Origin of the sequence: Streptomyces sp. NPDC017529, assembly GCF_044329785.1 — a bacterium.
Classification (GTDB): domain Bacteria; phylum Actinomycetota; class Actinomycetes; order Streptomycetales; family Streptomycetaceae; genus Streptomyces.
The window spans coordinates 512,184-528,606 of the sequence record NZ_JBIRJY010000006.1 but is presented as its reverse complement, the minus strand read 5'-3'; the positions used below and the strand labels follow the sequence as shown (position 1 = coordinate 528,606).

Below are 16,423 nucleotides of genomic sequence, written 5' to 3'. Positions count from 1 at the left end.
ATGCCCGTTCTGTCACAGCGGCCGCGATGGTCCCCGGAGCAGGAACCCGGACGCGTCAGCGCGCCGTCCTCACTTCTAAGAAAGCACATTACGGACCATCGCCTAGGGTCGGAGACCACAGGCGGGGCGTACGGAGCAAGGCAGTGAGGGCAGCGGCATGGCGCAGGCATACATGACGGAGTCGGGGCAGGGCCAAGACCCTGAGCGGACCGCCTCCCGAGCGCGGCGCCTGCGCGACTGGTGGCGCCCGGAGGGCATGTGGCGCCGGGGCATCGTGCTCGCGGTGCTGGCGCTCCTGCTCGGCCTGCTGATGATCGTGCACGCGCACGTCCCCAACACCGTGGGCAACCTCGGCAGCCTGCTGGAGACGTTCCTGCCGTGGCTCGGCATGATCGGCGTCCCGGTGCTGCTGATCGCCGCCGTGCTGCGGCGTTCCACGACCGCGATCGTCGCGCTGCTGCTGCCCGCCGTCGTCTGGGTCAGCCTCTTCGGCGGGCAGGTCACGGACAAGAAGGGCACCGGCGGCAACCTGACCGTCGCCACCCACAACGTCGACGCCGACAACCCCGACCCCGCGGGCACCGCGAAGGACATCGTGAAGTCCGGCGCGGACGTGGTGGCCCTGGAGGAGCTGACCGGCGACGCGCTGCCCAAGTACAAGGAGGGGCTGGCCAAGGCGTACCCGTACCGCACGGTGCAGGGCACGGTGGGGCTGTGGAGCAAGTACCCGCTCTCGGACGCCGCGCCGGTGAACATCAAGATGGGCTGGACCAGGGCGCTGCGCGCCACCGTCAAGGCGCCCGACGGCCGGGAGGTCGCCTTCTACGTCGCGCACCTGCCGTCGGTACGGGTCAAGCTCAACGCGGGCTTCACCGCCAACCAGCGCGACAACAGCGCCGCCGCCCTCGGTGAGGCGATCGCCCGGGAGCGCGTCAAGCAGGTCATCCTGCTGGGTGACCTGAACGGCACGATGAACGACCGTTCGCTGGCCCCGGTCACCTCGCAGCTGCGCTCGGCGCAGGGCGCGGCCGGCGACGGCTTCGGCTTCAGCTGGCCGGCCGGCTTCCCGATGGCCAGGATCGACCAGATCATGATGAAGGGGATCGACCCGGTCTCCTCCTGGACGCTGCCCAGGACCGGCAGTGACCACCTTCCGCTGGCCGCCTCGGTCAAGATCTGACAAAGCCGGAACGGCCGCCGCCCCCGGCAGGGGGCGGCCGTTTCCCCTCCGTCAAGGGCCGCGCGAGCGCCGTCGCCCCTCCTCCGTCACTTTCCGTTCTCCCGGCGGAATGAATGCCCTGAGAGACTTTGTTCCGTAGAAGAACTTACGGACATCCAGCCGCGTACCGTCGTATGGACACCCCACGCCCCAGCGAAACCGCTTCGGCGTGCCCGGGTGTCCGTACGCACCGTTTCGAAAGGTCTCTCATGCCCCTGGCGCTGCTCGCGCTGGCCGTCTCCGCCTTCGGCATCGGCACGACTGAGTTCGTGATGATGGGCCTGCTGCCCAATGTCGCGGGCGACCTGGGTACGTCCGTGCCCACGGCCGGCTATCTCGTCTCCGCCTACGCCCTCGGTGTCGTCATCGGCGCGCCGCTGCTGACCGCCCTCGGGTCGCGCATCCCGCGCAAGCGGATGCTCCTGCTGCTGATGGCCGTCTTCACGGTCGGCAACCTGGCCTCGGCCCTGGCGCCCAACTTCGGCCTGCTGATCGCGGGCCGGCTGCTCGCCGGACTGCCGCACGGCGCGTTCTTCGGCGTCGGCGCGGTCGTCGCCGCCCGGCTGGTCAGGGAAGGCCGGCAGGCCCGCGCGGTGGCCACCATGTTCCTCGGGCTGACCGTCGCCAACATCGTCGGCGTGCCCGCCGCGACGCTGCTCGGCCAGCACCTCGGCTGGCGCGCGACCTTCCTGGTCGTGGCCGCCATCGGCCTGGTCGCGATGGCCTCGCTGGCCCGGCTCGTGCCGCACATGCCGCGCGAGGAGCGCGGCGGCGTGGCCCACGAGATCCGCGCCATGGGCAACAAGCAGGTCGTCCTCGGCCTGGTCACCGCGGTCTTCGGCTTCGCCGGCGTGTTCGCGGTCTACAGCTACCTCGCCTCGATGATGACCGAGGTCGCGGGCTTCGCCGAGAACTCCGTGCCGTTCGTCCTGGCGCTCTTCGGCGCCGGCATGACGCTGGGCGCGCTGGCCGCGGGACCGCTGACCGACCGCGCGCTGCGGCCCACCCTGTACGGGGCGCTCGCGGCGCTCGCCGTCACCCTGGTCGTCTTCAACTACGCGGTGCACGTGCAGTGGGCGGCCCTGGTGTGCGTCGCCGTCCTGGGCGCGGTCGGCTTCATGACCACGACACCGCTCCAGATGCTGGTCATGAAGAAGGCCCGGCACGCGCCCACCCTGGCCTCGGCGTCCAACCACTCGGCGTTCAACCTGGCCAACGCGGGCGGCGCCTGGATCGGTGGCGTGGCCATCGCGGCGGGCTGGGGCTGGACCTCCCCGGCGCTGGTCGGCGCGGTCCTGGCCGTCGTCGGCCTGGGCATCGCGGTGACCGCCGGGCTGCTCGACCGCGGCGGTTCCGCGTCCTCGCGCATCGTCGCGAGCAGCGAGGACACCGACGACGTACCGGCGGAACTGCCGGACCGGGTGAGCTGACCCGGCCCCGCCGGACCGGCGCCCCGGGGCGGCCCCCGACCACGACCGTGGTCGGGGGCCGCTCTCGTTGTCCGCCCCGTCGGACGGCGGGAGTCTCGGCGGCCGGACCGGCACCCTCCGGAACCCGCCCGCGGGCGTCCGTAAGCACCGGATGAGCGCGAGCTGTGCGCCCGCTGTGTGCCCGCTGTGTGCAACGGCCCTGTGCCACGGCCGCGCGGTGGCTGTTACCCGATGGCCGGGAAGCGGCAACAGCGGCTTCCTAGCGTTCCTGGCGTGGGTCTCCACGGGCCCGCACGCCAGGTCCGGGCTCGGCCCCGGACGTCGCACCCACAGCAAGGAGCAGCATGTTCTTCGCAGCCAGCCGCAGGGCCGACGAGTCCGCGCCCGTCTCCGCCGCCCGCACCGGCAAGCGGGCGGGCCTGCGCGCCGCGGTCGTCACCGTGGCGGCCGGTGCCGCCGTCGCCGTACCGGTCGCCGCCGCGGTCGCCGCCCCGGCGCACTCCGCGGCCCCCGCCCCCGCGGCGTCCGCCGCCGCGTCGCACGGCGTGAAAAAGGTGAAGATCGCCAACCACTACACCCTCGCGTGGGACGGCAAGGCGGGCACCGCCACGGTCCTGGACCCGGACGGCGAGGCCGTCGGCGTGCTCTCCGGCGACAACCCGGGGCCGATCACCAGCGACTTCGGTGACCAGGGCAAGGCCACCTACACGATGGACTCGGCCATGTCGACGGCCACCGTCCACGTCGACGACAACGGGAAGGTCAAGGACTACTCCTTCCTCAAGGGCTAGGAGCGCTTCCTTCTCCGAGGGCCGGAAGCGCGCGAGCGGGGCCGGTGACGGGCCGGCCCCGCTCGCGTATGCCTACTTCCGGTAGCCGAGGACCGTCATCATTCCCGACTCCGCGTGGTAGACGTTGTGGCAGTGCAGCATCCACAGGCCCGGGTTGTCGGCGTCGAGGTCGACGTCCAGCCGGCGGCCGGGCAGCACGATCGCGGTGTCCTTGCGGGGGCCGCCGTCCGGCAGCGCGAAGGTGTGGCCGTGCAGGTGCATCGGGTGCCACATCGTGGTGTTGTTGCGGAACGACAGCCGTACCCGCTCACCGGCCCGCACCGGATAGCGCTGGTCCGGTGTGTACTTCTTGCCGTTGACGGCCCAGTCGTACTTCGCCATCGAGCCGGTGAGGTCGAACCGGAGGGTGCGGTCCGGCTCGCGGGGTGCCAGGCGTACGGAACCGTCGGCCTTGAGCCGGTCGGCCGTCAGCAGCCGCCCGTCCAGCTCGTCCGGTTGTACGGACGCGTCGGGCGCCGCGCCGCCGCCGGTGCGCAGCAGGGCCAGTGCGGTGCGCTTCTTGCCCTCGGCGAGCGCGGTCAGCGGGAAGACGCCGTCCTTGGCCGTCACCACCACGTCGTAGCGCTCGCCCATGCCCAGCAGTAGGGCGTCCGCCGGGGCGTGGGTGACGGGATAGCCGTCGGTGTGCGTGACCGTCATGGTGTGGCCGCCGAGCGCGACCCGGTAGGCGGTGTCGCCGCCCGCGTTGACGAACCGGATGCGGACGCGGTCGCCGGGCCGCGCGCGGAAGGTCTGCGGGTCCTGGGGCGTACGGCCGTTGACGAGGTGGTACGGGTACGCCACGTCGCCCGCGTCGCCACCCAGCAGCTTGCTGGTGGCGCCCATCATCATGCGGGACGGCCCGGTGGGCGACGGCTCCTCGCGGCCGCCCATGGAGTGCGCGCCGTGGCCCATCCCGCCGGAGCCGTGGTCCATGCCGCCCATGCCCTTGGAGAGTTCGGCCAGCACCGCGTCCGGCGTGCTGCCGTCCACGCCGTCGACCCAGTCGTCCAGGACGACCACCCACTCCTTGTCGTAGGCGAGGGGCTCCTTCGGGTCCTCGACGATCAGCGGCGCGTACAGGCCGCGGTCCTGCTGCACCCCCGAGTGCGGGTGGAACCAGTACGTGCCGGGGTGGCTGACGGCGAAGCGGTACGTGAACGAGCCGCCCGCCTTGACCGCGCGCTGCGTCAGGTCCGGCACGCCGTCCATGTCGTTGCGCAGCGCCAGGCCGTGCCAGTGCAGGGACGTGGCCTCGGGCAGGTGGTTGGCGAGGGCCAGCTCCAGGGTGTCGCCCGCGGTGACGCGGACCTCCTTGCCGGGCAGTTCGTCGCCGTACGCCCAGGTGGCGACCGAACGGCCGCCGAGGTCGAGCCGGGCGGCGGTGGCGGTCAGCGCGACCTTCCGTACCGGGCCCGAGCCGCGCTTGGCCTCGGCGGCGGCCACTTCGGGGCCGTCGGGGGAGACGTAACCGCCCGGCGTCCCGGCCGGTTTGCCGTGCCCGGAGTGGCCGTTGCCGGCCGGGTCCGAGCCTGCGGAACAGGCGGCGAGCAGGCCGCTGCCGGCGGCCGCGATGCCCGCGCCGAGTACGGCGCGGCGGGTGTGCGTACGCATGCTGAAGAAACACCTCGTGGTGGAGTGCGGTCTGTGGTGAGCGCGTGGGAGCCGGGTCGCGGACGCGCGCAGGCGTCGGCGGCCGGCCGCGCTGCTACACGCGCAGGACCGAGAGCCGGGCGAGGTGTTTGTGCCGGGGGACCGGCGGTGGTTCCGGCCGCAGGCCGCGCAGCAGCCGGGCCCGTACGGCGGCCAGGAGATCGACCGCCTGCCGCCCGAGCAGCCGGCCGGTGCGGACGAGGGCGAGCACCCAGACGGAGAGCACGGCGAGGCAGACCGCGCCGGGGTTCATGGCGTGGTGGTCGTCGGCGGTGGAGGAGGAGGGGGAGGACGGGGAGAAAGGGGAGGAGGCGTGCTGGGCGTGCTGCGAGGGCTGATGGGACGGTTGCGCCTCGTGGGTGGGCTGTTGCTGGTGGGCCGCCGGCGCCGGGGCCGATCCGTGCCCGCCCACCGGGTGCCCCAGGGTGTGCATGCCGACGATGCCGACGAGCAGCGCGGCGAACAGCAGCAGGCGGCCGCACCACGCGGCGGCCTTGCCCTGTCCTCGCACTGCGTACGGCATGTCGACGGTCCTCCCGGTGCCACTGTCCAGCACCCTACCCCTCAGGGGTATGCCGCCCCCAGGTGCCCCGGGCCGCGCCCACTTTGCCTATTCTTGACCTTTGCAAGCGCCCCTGGCCTCCGAGCCCGACCAACCAGGATGTCCGTGCAGACGAGCAAGCGCCGCCGCGCCGCCCCCGTACTCCTCCTGCTCGGTGCGGTGGCGTACACCGCCTGGCTCCTGGAGGTGGTCCTGTCCACCGGCCTCGACCCGATCCGGACGTACGTCAGCGAACTGGCCGCCGCCGACCAGCCGCTCGGCGGGCTCTTCCGCGCCACCGACCTGCTCGCCGGACTCCTCGTGCTGGCCGGCGCCCTCGCCGCCCTCCGCACCCTCCCGCGCCGGCCCTGGGCGACCGCCGGCTGGTCGGCGCTCGCCCTCTTCGGCGCCGCCACCGCCGTCGACTCCCGGCTGCCGCTGAGCTGCGCGCCGACCAGCGACCCGGAGTGCGCGGCCCGCGAGACCGCGGGCCTGGTGCCCGCCACCCACACCGCGCACGCGATCAGCAGCTCGCTGGCCATGGTGGGCGCTCTGGCCGCGCTGGTCCTGCTGACGGCCGCCGCCCGCCGGTACGGCTGGTGGCCGCCGCTCGGCCGCCTCGCGCCGTGGCTGACGCTGGCCGAACTCGCCGCCACCGCCTGGACGCTCAGCTCCATCGCGGCCTTCACCGAGGGCCACGGCACCTGGGCGCTCGGCGTCGGCCAGCGCCTCCAGGTCCTGCTCGTCGCCCTGTACGTGGGGCTGCTCGCGTGGTGCGTCGGGCGAGCGGGCACCACTACGGGGAGGGAAGGGGACACGGCATGAACGGGGACGGCGGGCGGAAGGGACGGCGGGACACGAGGAACGGCGCGGGCAAGGGCTTCCCGGACGGCCCGGGGCCCGCCCCCGGACGCATGCTGCGCGTCGACGGGGCGGTGCTGCACGTCCTGCGGGAGGGCGGCGGCCCGGTGTGCGTTCTCAGTGGCGGCCTGGGCATGAGCTGGTTCGACTGGGACGAGGTCGCGGTCCGCCTCGCCCCGCACCGTACGGTGGTCCGCTTCGACCGGCCGGGGCTGGGGCTGAGCGCGCCCGCCCAGGGCCCGCCCACCGCGGCGGGCGAGGCGGCCCGGATCGCGCGCGTCCTGGACGCGCTCGGGCTGCCGGGGCCGTGCACCGTGGTCGGCCACTCGCTGGCCGCCTTCCACGCCGAGGCGTTCGCCCGGCTGTACCCGGACCGCGTCGCGGGCCTGGTCCTCGTCGACGGGAGCGTGGAGGAGGACCCGCGCCCGCGGCTGCCGCGCGCCGTCCGTACGGCCTGGGCCGGCGGCCTGGCGTCCGTGCTCTCGGCGGCCGGGCTGCCGCGCGCCCTCGGCCCCGCCGCGCGCCGCCTGACCACCCGGGCCTCGACCGTGCGCAACCATCCGCCGGACCCGTACGAGTCCGGCAGCTACCGCACCAGCCGGGTGCTGCGCGCCTGCGCCCTGGAGAACGCCACGTACTCCTACCAGGCCGCCGAGGTCGCCGCGCTGCGCCCGGGGCATCCGCTGCGGGGCGTGCCGGTGACGATCCTGGCCGCGTACGACGGCAGCGAGACCCCGCGCGAGCTGCGCTGGCTGGAACGCCAGCGCGGGCTGGCCACCCAGCTCGGCGGCGCCTTCGCGGTGGCCGCCCCGGCCGGGCACCTGGTGATGGCCGACGCCCCGGAGGCGGTCGCCACGGCCGTCCTGTCCCTGGCCACCGACCCGGACCTGGAAGACGGCCCGCGCGAACGCCGGCCCGACTAGGGCTTCGCGGTCCGCCGCGCGCGCACCTCGAAGAACTGCGGTACGGACGCCGCGCCGGCGACCGCGTCCCACAGGCGGTCGGCGGCCGCGCCGGTGGGCGCGGGTGCCACCACGGGGCCGAAGAAGCCGCGTGCGCCGGCGGCCGTGGTGAGGACCGTGACCGGCGAGCCCGCGTCCTCGCCGGAGAACTCCTGCGCCTCCTCGCGCGCCCGTGCCACCGGCCGGTCCAGCGCGGTGTCGTGCAGCGCTGCGGCGTACGCCCCGCCGCCCGCCTCCGACAGGGCCCGCTCGGCCAGCTCCGGGGTCGGGTCGGCGCCGCCGTCGTGGACCGCCGCGCCGTAGACGGCGTATACGGCGCCGGCCAGCGCGTCCCGGCCGTCGGCGTGCGCGGCCTCGGTCATCCGCAGCAGGCAGCGGCTGCCGGCCGCCGCCGCGCGCCGCTCGTCGGGCAGCTCGGCCGGCGGCGCGCCGCCGGTCAGGTCGAAGGCGCGGTAGAAGAGCGGGATGCCCCGCCGTCCCGTGGCGTCCACCAGCCACTGCGCGGTGCGCCAGGTCCAGGGGCACACGGGGTCGAAGTGGAACGTCACGGCCGTGACGTCGAAACGGTCGGGCACGGGGTTCTCCTCGCGGAACCGGACGGTCCGGATCTTCCTCTCCCGGGGTACCGCCCGCCGCTTCCGGCCAAACCTGCCGCCGCCGCCTCCCGGCCCGGCAGTTCTGATCTCGGCCGAGGGTGCGTAATGTGACGGTAACCCCCTCCCGTGATACTGGTGTGCCACACCTCGTTGTCCGACGGGGTGCGGACAGGCCGATTGACCTGCAAGGAATGGTGAGCCATGGACAAGCAGCAGGAGTTTGTGCTCCGAACGCTGGAGGAGCGCGACATCCGCTTCGTACGACTGTGGTTCACCGATGTGCTGGGGTTCCTGAAGTCCGTCGCGGTGGCGCCCGCCGAACTTGAGCAGGCGTTCGACGAGGGCATCGGCTTCGACGGCTCCGCGATCGAGGGCTTCGCGCGGGTGTACGAGTCCGACATGATCGCCAAGCCGGACCCGGGCACCTTCCAGATCCTGCCGTGGCGCGCCGAGGCCCCCGGCACCGCCCGGATGTTCTGCGACATCCTGATGCCGGACGGCTCGCCGTCCTACGCCGACCCGCGCTACGTCCTCAAGCGCATCCTGGCCAAGACCTCCGACCTCGGCTTCACCTTCTACACCCACCCCGAGATCGAGTTCTTCCTGCTCAAGGACAAGCCGGTGGACGGCACCCGGCCCAGCCCCGCGGACTCCTCCGGCTACTTCGACCACACCCCGCAGAACGTGGGCATGGACTTCCGCCGCCAGGCGATCACCATGCTCGAATCGATGGGCATCTCGGTGGAGTTCAGCCACCACGAGGGCGCGCCAGGGCAGCAGGAGATCGACCTCAGGTACGCCGACGCGCTGTCCACCGCCGACAACATCATGACGTTCCGGCTGGTGATGAAGCAGGTCGCGCTGGAGCAGGGCGTGCAGGCGACGTTCATGCCCAAGCCGTTCTCGGAATACCCGGGTTCGGGCATGCACACCCACCTCTCGCTCTTCGAGGGCGACCGCAACGCCTTCCACGAGTCCGGCGCCGAGTACCAGCTCTCCAAGGTCGGCCGCTCCTTCATCGCCGGCCTGCTGCGGCACGCGGGCGAGATCTCCGCCGTCACCAACCAGTGGGTCAACTCCTACAAGCGCATCTGGGGCGGCGCCAACCGCACCGCGGGCGCCGGCGGCGAGGCGCCCTCGTACATCTGCTGGGGCCACAACAACCGCTCCGCGCTCATCCGCGTGCCCATGTACAAGCCGGGCAAGATGGGCTCCACCCGGGTCGAGGTCCGCTCCATCGACTCCGGCGCCAACCCCTACCTCACGTACGCGGTGCTGCTCGCCGCCGGCCTCAAGGGCATCGAGGAGGGCTACGAGCTGCCGGCCGGCGCCGACGACGACGTGTGGGCGCTGTCGGACTCCGAGCGCCGCGCCATGGGCATCGAGCCGCTGCCGCAGAACCTCGGCGAGGCCATCGACCTGATGGAGCGCAGCGAACTGGTCGCGGAGACCCTCGGCGAGCACGTCTTCGACTTCTTCCTGCGCAACAAGAAGCAGGAGTGGGAGGAGTACCGCTCCGAGGTCACCGCCTTCGAGCTGCGCAAGATGCTGCCGGTCCTGTGACCGCGCACCCCGCTCCGCAGAACCAGGGGCGGCGCAGCAGCGCCTTCTCCCGGCTGCTGCGGTACGGCTTCACCGACCCGTCGGCGGCCGGGCGCCTGCTGGACGCGCCCGAACTGGCCGCCGTACGGGACGACTCGGTGCTCCTGGAGGCGCTGGGCGCCACCGCCGACCCCGACCTGGCGCTGACCGCGCTGGTACGGATGGTGGAGGCGCAGGACCCGGACGAGCGGCAGCAGCTGCTGAGCACCCTGATCACCGCCAAGCCGCTGCGCGACCGGCTGCTGGGCGTGCTCGGCGCCTCCGAGGCGCTCGGCGACCACCTCGTGCGGCACCCGCACGACTGGCACTCGCTGGTCACCTACGAGGCGGCGGACCTGCACCCGACCACGCCCGAGTTCGAGGCGGCGCTCGCCGAGGGCATCTGGGGCGAGCGGGGCCGGGACCGGCCGCGGCCCGACGCGCTGCGGGCCGCCTACCGCCGGTGCCTGCTGGGCATCGCGGCGCGCGACGTGTGCGGCACGACCGATCTGGCCGAGACCGCGGCGGAGCTGGCCGACCTGGCGACCGCGACGGTGCGCGCCGCGCTGGAGATCGCCTGCGAGGAGCAGCCCACCGACGCCGCGGCCTGCCGGCTGGCGGTCGTCGGCATGGGCAAGTGCGGCGGCCGGGAGCTGAACTACGTCTCGGACGTGGACGTCATCTACGTCGCGGAGGCGCGCGACGGGACGGCGGAGGCCAAGGCGCTCCAGGCCGCGACGCGGCTGGCCGGCCGGCTGATGCGGATCTGCTCCGACGTCACGGCCGAGGGCACGATCTGGCCGGTGGACGCCAACCTGCGCCCCGAAGGCCGCAACGGGCCGCTCGTACGCACCCTCAACAGCCACCTCGCCTACTACGAACGCTGGGCCAAGACCTGGGAGTTCCAGGCGCTGCTGAAGGCCCGGCCGATGGCGGGCGACGAGGAACTGGGCAAGGAGTACGTGGCCGCGGTCACCCCGCTGGTCTGGCAGGTCTCCGAGCGCGAGAACTTCGTGACCGACGTACGGCAGATGCGCCGCCGCGTCGTGGAGAACATCCCCGCCGCCCAGGTCGACCGCGAACTGAAGCTGGGCCCCGGCGGCCTGCGCGACGTGGAGTTCGCCGTGCAGCTCCTCCAGCTGGTGCACGGCCGCGGCGACGCGACCCTGCACAGCCCGACCACCCTGGACGCCCTCTCGGCCCTCGCGTCGGGCGGCTACGTCGGCCGCGAGGACGCCAAGGCGCTCGACGCCGCGTACCGCTTCCTGCGCACGCTCGAACACCGCATCCAGCTCTACAAGCTGCGCCGTACGCACCTGATGCCGGAGGACGCCCCCGACCTGCGGCGCCTGGCCCGCTCCATGGGCCTGCGCACCGAGCCGGTGGAGACGCTCCGCAAGGAGTGGAAGTGGCACGCCCGCGAGGTGCGGCGGCTGCACGAGAAGCTGTTCTACCGGCCGCTGCTGGACGCCGTGGCCCACCTGGAGCCCGGCAGCACCCGGCTCTCCGCCAAGGCGGCGGGCCAGCGCCTCGAAGCGCTCGGGTACGCCGACCCGGTCGCCGCGCTGCGCCACCTGGAGGCGCTGGCCTCCGGCGTGACCCGCAAGGCCGCCATCCAACGCACCCTGCTGCCGGTCCTGCTCGCCTGGTTCGCGGACTCCGCCGACCCCGACGCGGGCCTGCTGAACTTCCGCAAGGTCTCCGACGCGCTCGGCAAGACGCCCTGGTACCTGCGGCTGCTGCGCGACGAGGGCGCCGCGGCCGAGAACCTGGCCCGCGTCCTGTCGGCCGGCCGCTTCGCCCCCGACCTGCTGCTGCGCGCCCCCGAGGCGGTCGCGCTGCTCGGCGCCAAGGACGGCTTGCAGCCGCGCGGCCGTGCCGCGCTGGAGCAGGAGGTGCTGGCCGCTGTCGGCCGCGCGGAGGGTGCCGAGCAGGCCGCCGCCGCGGCCCGCGGGGTACGGCGCCGCGAGCTGTTCCGTACGGCCGCCGCCGACCTGATCGGCGCGTACGGCACGGAAGGCCATCCGGCCCAGGCGGACCGCGGGCACGCCGCCGACGTGGTCGGCACCGCCGTCTCCGACCTGACCGCCGCCACCATCGCGGGCGCGCTGCGCGCCGCCGTGCGCGACCAGTGGGGCGACACCCTGCCCACCCGCTTCACCGTCATCGGCATGGGCCGCTTCGGCGGCCGGGAGCTGGGCTACGGCTCCGACGCCGACGTGCTGTTCGTGCACGAGCCGCGCGAGGGCGCCGACGAGCAGGAGGCCGCCAAGGCGGCGCACGCCGTCGCCAACGAGATGCGCCGCCTGCTCCAGCTGCCGTCCGCCGACCCGCCGCTGCCGATCGACGCCGACCTGCGCCCGGAGGGCAAGACCGGCCCGCTGGTGCGCACCCTCTCCTCCTACGCCGCCTACTACCGGCGCTGGTCGCTCGTGTGGGAGGCGCAGGCCCTGCTGCGCGCCGAGCCGGTCGCGGGCGACGCCGGGCTGGGGGAGCGGTTCATCGAGCTGGTCGACCCGCTGCGCTACCCGGTGGAGGGCCTGGGCGAGGACGCCGTACGGGAGATCCGGCGGCTCAAGGCCCGCATGGAGACGGAGCGGCTGCCGCGCGGCGCCGACCCGACCACGCACACGAAGCTGGGCCGTGGCGGTCTCAGCGACGTCGAGTGGACCGTGCAGCTGATCCAGATGCAGCACGCCTGGGCCCGACCGGGCCTGCGCACGACCCGTACCCGCGAGGCCCTGGCCGCGGCCCGCACCGCGGGGCTGCTCACCACCGAGGACGCGCAGATCCTCGACGAGGCGTGGGTGCTGGCCTCCCGGGTGCGCAACGCGGCGATGCTGGTACGGGGCCGTCCCGGCGACACGTTCCCCTCGGACGCGCGCGAGCTGGCGGCGGTCGGCCGCTACCTCGGGTACGAGGAAGGGCACGTCGGGGAGATGCTGGACGACTACCGCCGGACGACCCGCAGGGCCCGCGCGGTGGTCGAGGAGATCTTCTACGGGGCGGCGGGCTGAGGCAGCCGCGGCAGCCGGTGCGGCAGCGCCGCGTACCAGGCGAAGGCCAGGCCGATCCCGAAGGCCAGGCACAGTATGCCGCCCACCGCGTCGAGCCAGAAGTGGTTGGCGGTGGAGACGATGACCATCAGGGTCGTGGCCGGGTAGAGCAGGCCCAGCGCCTTGGCCCACACCGGCTTGGCGATCAGCGCGATCATCACGCCGCACCACAGCGACCAGCCGATGTGCATCGACGGCATCGCCGCGTACTGGTTGGACATCGAGGCCAGGTTGCCGGAGGCCATCGAGCCCCACGTGTGGTGGACGATGACGGTGTCGATGAAGCCGCCGCCGTCCATCAGGCGGGGCGGCGCCAGCGGGTAGAAGTAGTACCCGAGGAGGGCGACGCCCGTGGTGGCGAAGAGCGCGAGGCGGGCGGCCGCGTACCGGCCGGGGTGCCAGCGGTAGAGCCAGACCAGCACGCCGATGGTCAGTATGAAGTGCAGCGTGGCGTAGTAATAGTTCATCGAGACGATGAGCCAGGTCACCGAGTCCACGGCGTGGTTGACGGTTTTCTCCACCGCTATGCCGAGGGCCTGCTCGGCCTGCCAGATCCAGTCCGCGTTCTTCAGCGCCTGGGCCTTCTGCTCGGGCACCGCGTTGCGGATGAGGGAGTACACCCAGTAGCTGACCGCGATCAAGAGGATCTCGAACCAGAGCCGCGGGGACCGGGGAGAGCGCAGGCGGGCCAGCCGGCCACCGGAGGACACGTTCGGCACGCGTTCCTCGGTGGGTGGCGGCACGGCCGTACGGCCGTCAAGAGTCTTCACATGCGCTTCACCCATAGGCAGACAGTCTGCCAGAAAGGGGTCGGCGGCCGATCACCCTCTGGTCGGGTCCCGAAGGGCCCCGGGTAGCACCTTAGGGGGACGCGGGACCCTGAGAACCCGCACGGCTTCCATCCTTATCAGAGGAGACGGCCGGACCGGGAATCCGGCCGGCCTTCGGCGCGGAGGCGGTGGAACCGCGCACGACCAGCTCGGGGTGGAAGACGAACTCGCTGTGCGGGGCCGGGGTGCCGCCGACCTCCTCCAGCAGGGCGCGCACCGCCGCCTGCCCCATCGCGGTCACCGGCTGCCGGATCGTGGTCAGCGGCGGGTCCGTGAAGGCGATGAGCGGGGAGTCGTCGAAGCCGACGACGGAGACCTCGCGGGGCACGTCCAGGCCCCGCTGCCGGGCGGCCCTGATCGCGCCCAGCGCCATCATGTCGCTGGCGCACACCACCGCCGTGCAGCCGCGGTCGATCAGCGAGCCGGCCGCGGCCTGCCCGCCCTCCAGGGTGTACAGGGAGTGCTGGATCAGCTCCTGGGCCGCCTCCCGGTCCAGGCCGAGCTGCTCGCGCATGCTGTGCAGGAAGCCCTCGATCTTGCGCTGGACGGGCACGAAGCGCTTCGGCCCGAGCGCGAGCCCGATCCGCTGGTGGCCCAGTGCCGCCAGGTGGGTGACGGCCAGGCGGATCGCGGCCCGGTCGTCCGGCGAGACGAAGGGCGCCTGCACCCGGTCGGAGAAGCCGTTGATCAGGACGAAGGGCACGCCCTGGCCGCGCAGCTGCTCGTAGCGCCGCATGTCGGCCGAGGTGTCCGCGTGCAGTCCGGAGACGAAGATGATCCCGGCGACGCCGCGGTCCACCAGCATCTCGGTCAGCTCGTCCTCGGTGGAGCCGCCCGGCGTCTGGGTGGCCAGCACCGGCGTGTAGCCCTGGCGGGTCAGCGCCTGGCCGATCACCTGCGCGAAGGCCGGGAAGATCGGGTTCTCCAGCTCCGGCGTTATCAGGCCGACCAGACCGGCGCTGCGCTGCCGCAGCCGCACGGGCCGCTCGTACCCGAGCACGTCGAGGGCGGCCAGCACGGACTGGCGGGTGGTGGCGGAGACACCGGGTTTCCCGTTGAGCACCCGGCTGACGGTGGCCTCGCTGACACCCGCCTGCGCTGCGATGTCGGCCAGCCGGGCGGTCATGGAGGGGACTGTACCGGTCGCCTGTCGGATTGCCCACGCTGCCCGCACCGCCCGCGGTCCGTGCCGCGCCCGGCGGGCCGCGCGAGACCGGCGGTCAGACGGCCCACCAGGCGCAGGAGTCGCCGGGCAGCAGGACCACGCCGCCCTCGGCGGGGACGGTGGCCGAGGCGAGCAGCAGCCGCCCGGGGCGGGGGAGTTCGACGGCGCGGTCCAGGGTGTTGAGGGTGCACAGCAGTTCCGTGCGGCCCGTGCGGCCGGTGCGGGTGAAGGCCAGCAGCCCGTCGGGGGCTTCGGCCCAGTCCAGGCCGCCGTCGCCGAGGCAGGGGTGGTCGCGGCGCAGGGCGAGCGCCGCCCGGTACAGCTCCAGGGTGGAGCCGGGGTCGCCGGTCTGGGCCCGTACGGACAGGTCCTTCCAGGCGCGGGGCTGCGGCAGCCAGCTGCCGCCGGGGCCGAAGCCGTACGCCGCCGAGTCGCCGCACCAGGGCATCGGCACCCGGCAGCCGTCGCGGTGCCCGTCCTGGCCGTCGCCGCGGAAGAACGCCGGGTCCTGGCGCACCTCGTCGGGCAGGTCGGTGACCTCCGGCAGGCCCAGCTCCTCGCCCTGGTAGAGGTAGGCCGAGCCGGGCAGCGCGAGCATCGTGAGCGTGGCGGCGCGGGCGCGTTGCAGGCCGCCGAGGCGGGTGGCGTGCCGGACCACGTCGTGGTTGGACAGCACCCAGGAGGTGGTGGCGCCGACCGAGGTGGTCGCGGCGAGGGAGGCGTCGATGACGGCGCGCAGCGAGGCGGCGGACCAGTCGGCGGTCAGGAACTGGAAGTTGAACGCCTGGTGCAGCTCGTCGGGGCGTACGTACAGGGCGAGGCGTTCGGGGGTGGGGGCCCACGCCTCGGCGACGCCGATGCGTTCGCCGGGGTAGGAGTCCAGCAGGCGGCGCCAGGCGCGGTGGATCTCGTGGACGCCGTCCTGGTCGAAGAAGGGCAGTACCTGGCTGCCGATGAGCTTGGCCTGCTCCTTGTGGCCGATGTCGGGCAGGCCCGGTGCCTTGATCATGCCGTGGGCCACGTCGATGCGGAAGCCGTCGACGCCGAGGTCGAGCCAGAACCGCATGATGGACTCGAACTCGGCGTGTACGTCCGGGTTTTCCCAGTTCAGGTCGGGCTGCTCCGGGGCGAACAGGTGCAGGTACCAGTCGCCGCGGTCCGTACGCGTCCAGGCGGGCCCGCCGAAGACCGACTCCCAGTCGTTGGGCGGCAGCTGGCCGTACGCGCCCTTGCCGGGGCGGAAGACGTAGCGCTGCCGGGCCAGCTCCGGGTCCCGGAACCAGGGGTGCTGGTCGGAGGTGTGGTTGGGCACGATGTCGACGATCACCCGCAGGCCCAGCGCGTGGGCCGCCCGCACCAGGTCGTCGGCGTCCTGGAGGCTGCCGAACAGCGGGTCGACGGAGCGGTAGTCGGCCACGTCGTACCCGCCGTCGGCCTGCGGCGAGGCGTAGAACGGGGTGAGCCAGACGGCGTCCACGCCCAGCTCCTTGAGGTAGGGCAGGCGTTCTCTGGCGCCGCGCAGGTCGCCGATGCCGTCGCCGTCGCAGTCGGCGAAGGAGCGGACGTACACCTGGTAGATGACGGCGTCGCGCCACCAGCCCGGACGGCCGCCGCGGCCGGCCGTCAGGTGCGCGGTATCGGTGGAGGTGAGCTCCTGGGGCATCTGGCATCCCTGTTCGAGAGTGGGGTGTTTCGGGCG

The 16,423-nt window shown here is 73.5% G+C and carries 13 protein-coding genes; 7 read left to right on the top strand and 6 right to left on the bottom strand.

The window, feature by feature from the left end:
* Positions 1–172: 172 nt before the first annotated feature.
* The 3 genes from ACH4K4_RS19300 to ACH4K4_RS19290 all read left to right on the top strand — a co-directional run bounded on the left by ACH4K4_RS19300 (position 173) and on the right by ACH4K4_RS19290 (position 3,440).
* Positions 173–1,180 (top strand): endonuclease/exonuclease/phosphatase family protein, encoded by a 1,008-nt coding sequence (locus ACH4K4_RS19300; protein ID WP_398168718.1) that lies wholly within the window; start codon positions 173–175, stop codon positions 1,178–1,180.
* Between the two features lie 248 nt (positions 1,181–1,428).
* The gene (locus tag ACH4K4_RS19295) at positions 1,429–2,649 is read left to right on the top strand and encodes an MFS transporter (RefSeq protein ID WP_398168617.1); all 1,221 of its coding nucleotides are present in this window, start codon (positions 1,429–1,431) and stop codon (positions 2,647–2,649) included.
* Between the two features lie 344 nt (positions 2,650–2,993).
* Positions 2,994–3,440, top strand: coding sequence for a hypothetical protein (locus tag ACH4K4_RS19290; RefSeq protein ID WP_398168616.1), 447 nt, complete (start codon positions 2,994–2,996; stop codon positions 3,438–3,440).
* 72 nt (positions 3,441–3,512) lie between these two features.
* On the opposite strand, the gene ACH4K4_RS19285 is transcribed toward ACH4K4_RS19290, so the two are convergent.
* Both ACH4K4_RS19285 and ACH4K4_RS19280 read right to left on the bottom strand, forming a co-directional pair.
* Positions 3,513–5,093 carry a multicopper oxidase family protein gene (locus ACH4K4_RS19285; RefSeq protein ID WP_398168615.1) on the bottom strand — a complete coding sequence of 527 codons (1,581 nt, stop codon included), beginning with the start codon at positions 5,091–5,093 and terminating at the stop codon, positions 3,513–3,515.
* 94 nt (positions 5,094–5,187) lie between these two features.
* Positions 5,188–5,655, bottom strand: coding sequence for a DUF6153 family protein (locus tag ACH4K4_RS19280; RefSeq protein ID WP_398168614.1), 468 nt, complete (start codon positions 5,653–5,655; stop codon positions 5,188–5,190).
* Between the two features lie 138 nt (positions 5,656–5,793).
* On the opposite strand from ACH4K4_RS19280, the gene ACH4K4_RS19275 reads away from it, so the two are divergent.
* Positions 5,794–6,498 (top strand): DUF998 domain-containing protein, encoded by a 705-nt coding sequence (locus ACH4K4_RS19275; protein WP_398168613.1) that lies wholly within the window; start codon positions 5,794–5,796, stop codon positions 6,496–6,498.
* An 89-nt stretch (positions 6,499–6,587) separates the two neighbouring features.
* Positions 6,588–7,457: an alpha/beta fold hydrolase gene (locus tag ACH4K4_RS19270; protein WP_398168716.1), complete on the top strand. Its 870-nt coding sequence runs from the start codon at positions 6,588–6,590 to the stop codon at positions 7,455–7,457.
* Here the strand turns inward: ACH4K4_RS19270 and ACH4K4_RS19265 are convergent.
* Entirely contained in the window at positions 7,454–8,071 is a 618-nt protein-coding gene (locus ACH4K4_RS19265) for a hypothetical protein (protein ID WP_398168612.1), read from the bottom strand. The two genes, ACH4K4_RS19270 and ACH4K4_RS19265, sit on opposite strands and share 4 nt — an antisense overlap.
* Positions 8,072–8,293: 222 nt before the next feature.
* Here ACH4K4_RS19265 and ACH4K4_RS19260 point away from each other — a divergent pair, with 222 nt between their 5' ends.
* Together ACH4K4_RS19260 and ACH4K4_RS19255 are read left to right on the top strand one after the other, a co-directional pair.
* Complete coding sequence (locus tag ACH4K4_RS19260; protein WP_030670291.1) at positions 8,294–9,655, top strand: glutamine synthetase family protein; 1,362 nt, start codon at positions 8,294–8,296, stop codon at positions 9,653–9,655.
* Complete coding sequence (locus ACH4K4_RS19255) at positions 9,652–12,690, top strand: bifunctional [glutamine synthetase] adenylyltransferase/[glutamine synthetase]-adenylyl-L-tyrosine phosphorylase (RefSeq protein ID WP_398168611.1); 3,039 nt, start codon at positions 9,652–9,654, stop codon at positions 12,688–12,690. Before ACH4K4_RS19260 ends, ACH4K4_RS19255 begins: the two co-directional genes overlap by 4 nt.
* On the opposite strand, the gene ACH4K4_RS19250 is transcribed toward ACH4K4_RS19255, so the two are convergent.
* The 3 genes from ACH4K4_RS19250 to ACH4K4_RS19240 all read right to left on the bottom strand — a co-directional run bounded on the left by ACH4K4_RS19250 (position 12,672) and on the right by ACH4K4_RS19240 (position 16,387).
* Positions 12,672–13,514 carry a phosphatase PAP2 family protein gene (locus ACH4K4_RS19250; RefSeq protein ID WP_398168610.1) on the bottom strand — a complete coding sequence of 281 codons (843 nt, stop codon included), beginning with the start codon at positions 13,512–13,514 and terminating at the stop codon, positions 12,672–12,674. The genes ACH4K4_RS19255 and ACH4K4_RS19250 overlap by 19 nt on opposite strands.
* Positions 13,515–13,590: 76 nt before the next feature.
* Positions 13,591–14,685 carry a LacI family DNA-binding transcriptional regulator gene (locus ACH4K4_RS19245; protein WP_398168609.1) on the bottom strand — a complete coding sequence of 365 codons (1,095 nt, stop codon included), beginning with the start codon at positions 14,683–14,685 and terminating at the stop codon, positions 13,591–13,593.
* Positions 14,686–14,779: 94 nt separating this feature from the next.
* Positions 14,780–16,387, bottom strand: a complete 1,608-nt coding sequence (locus ACH4K4_RS19240; protein ID WP_398168608.1) for a glycoside hydrolase family 13 protein — start codon at positions 16,385–16,387, stop codon at positions 14,780–14,782.
* Positions 16,388–16,423 lie beyond the last annotated feature (36 nt).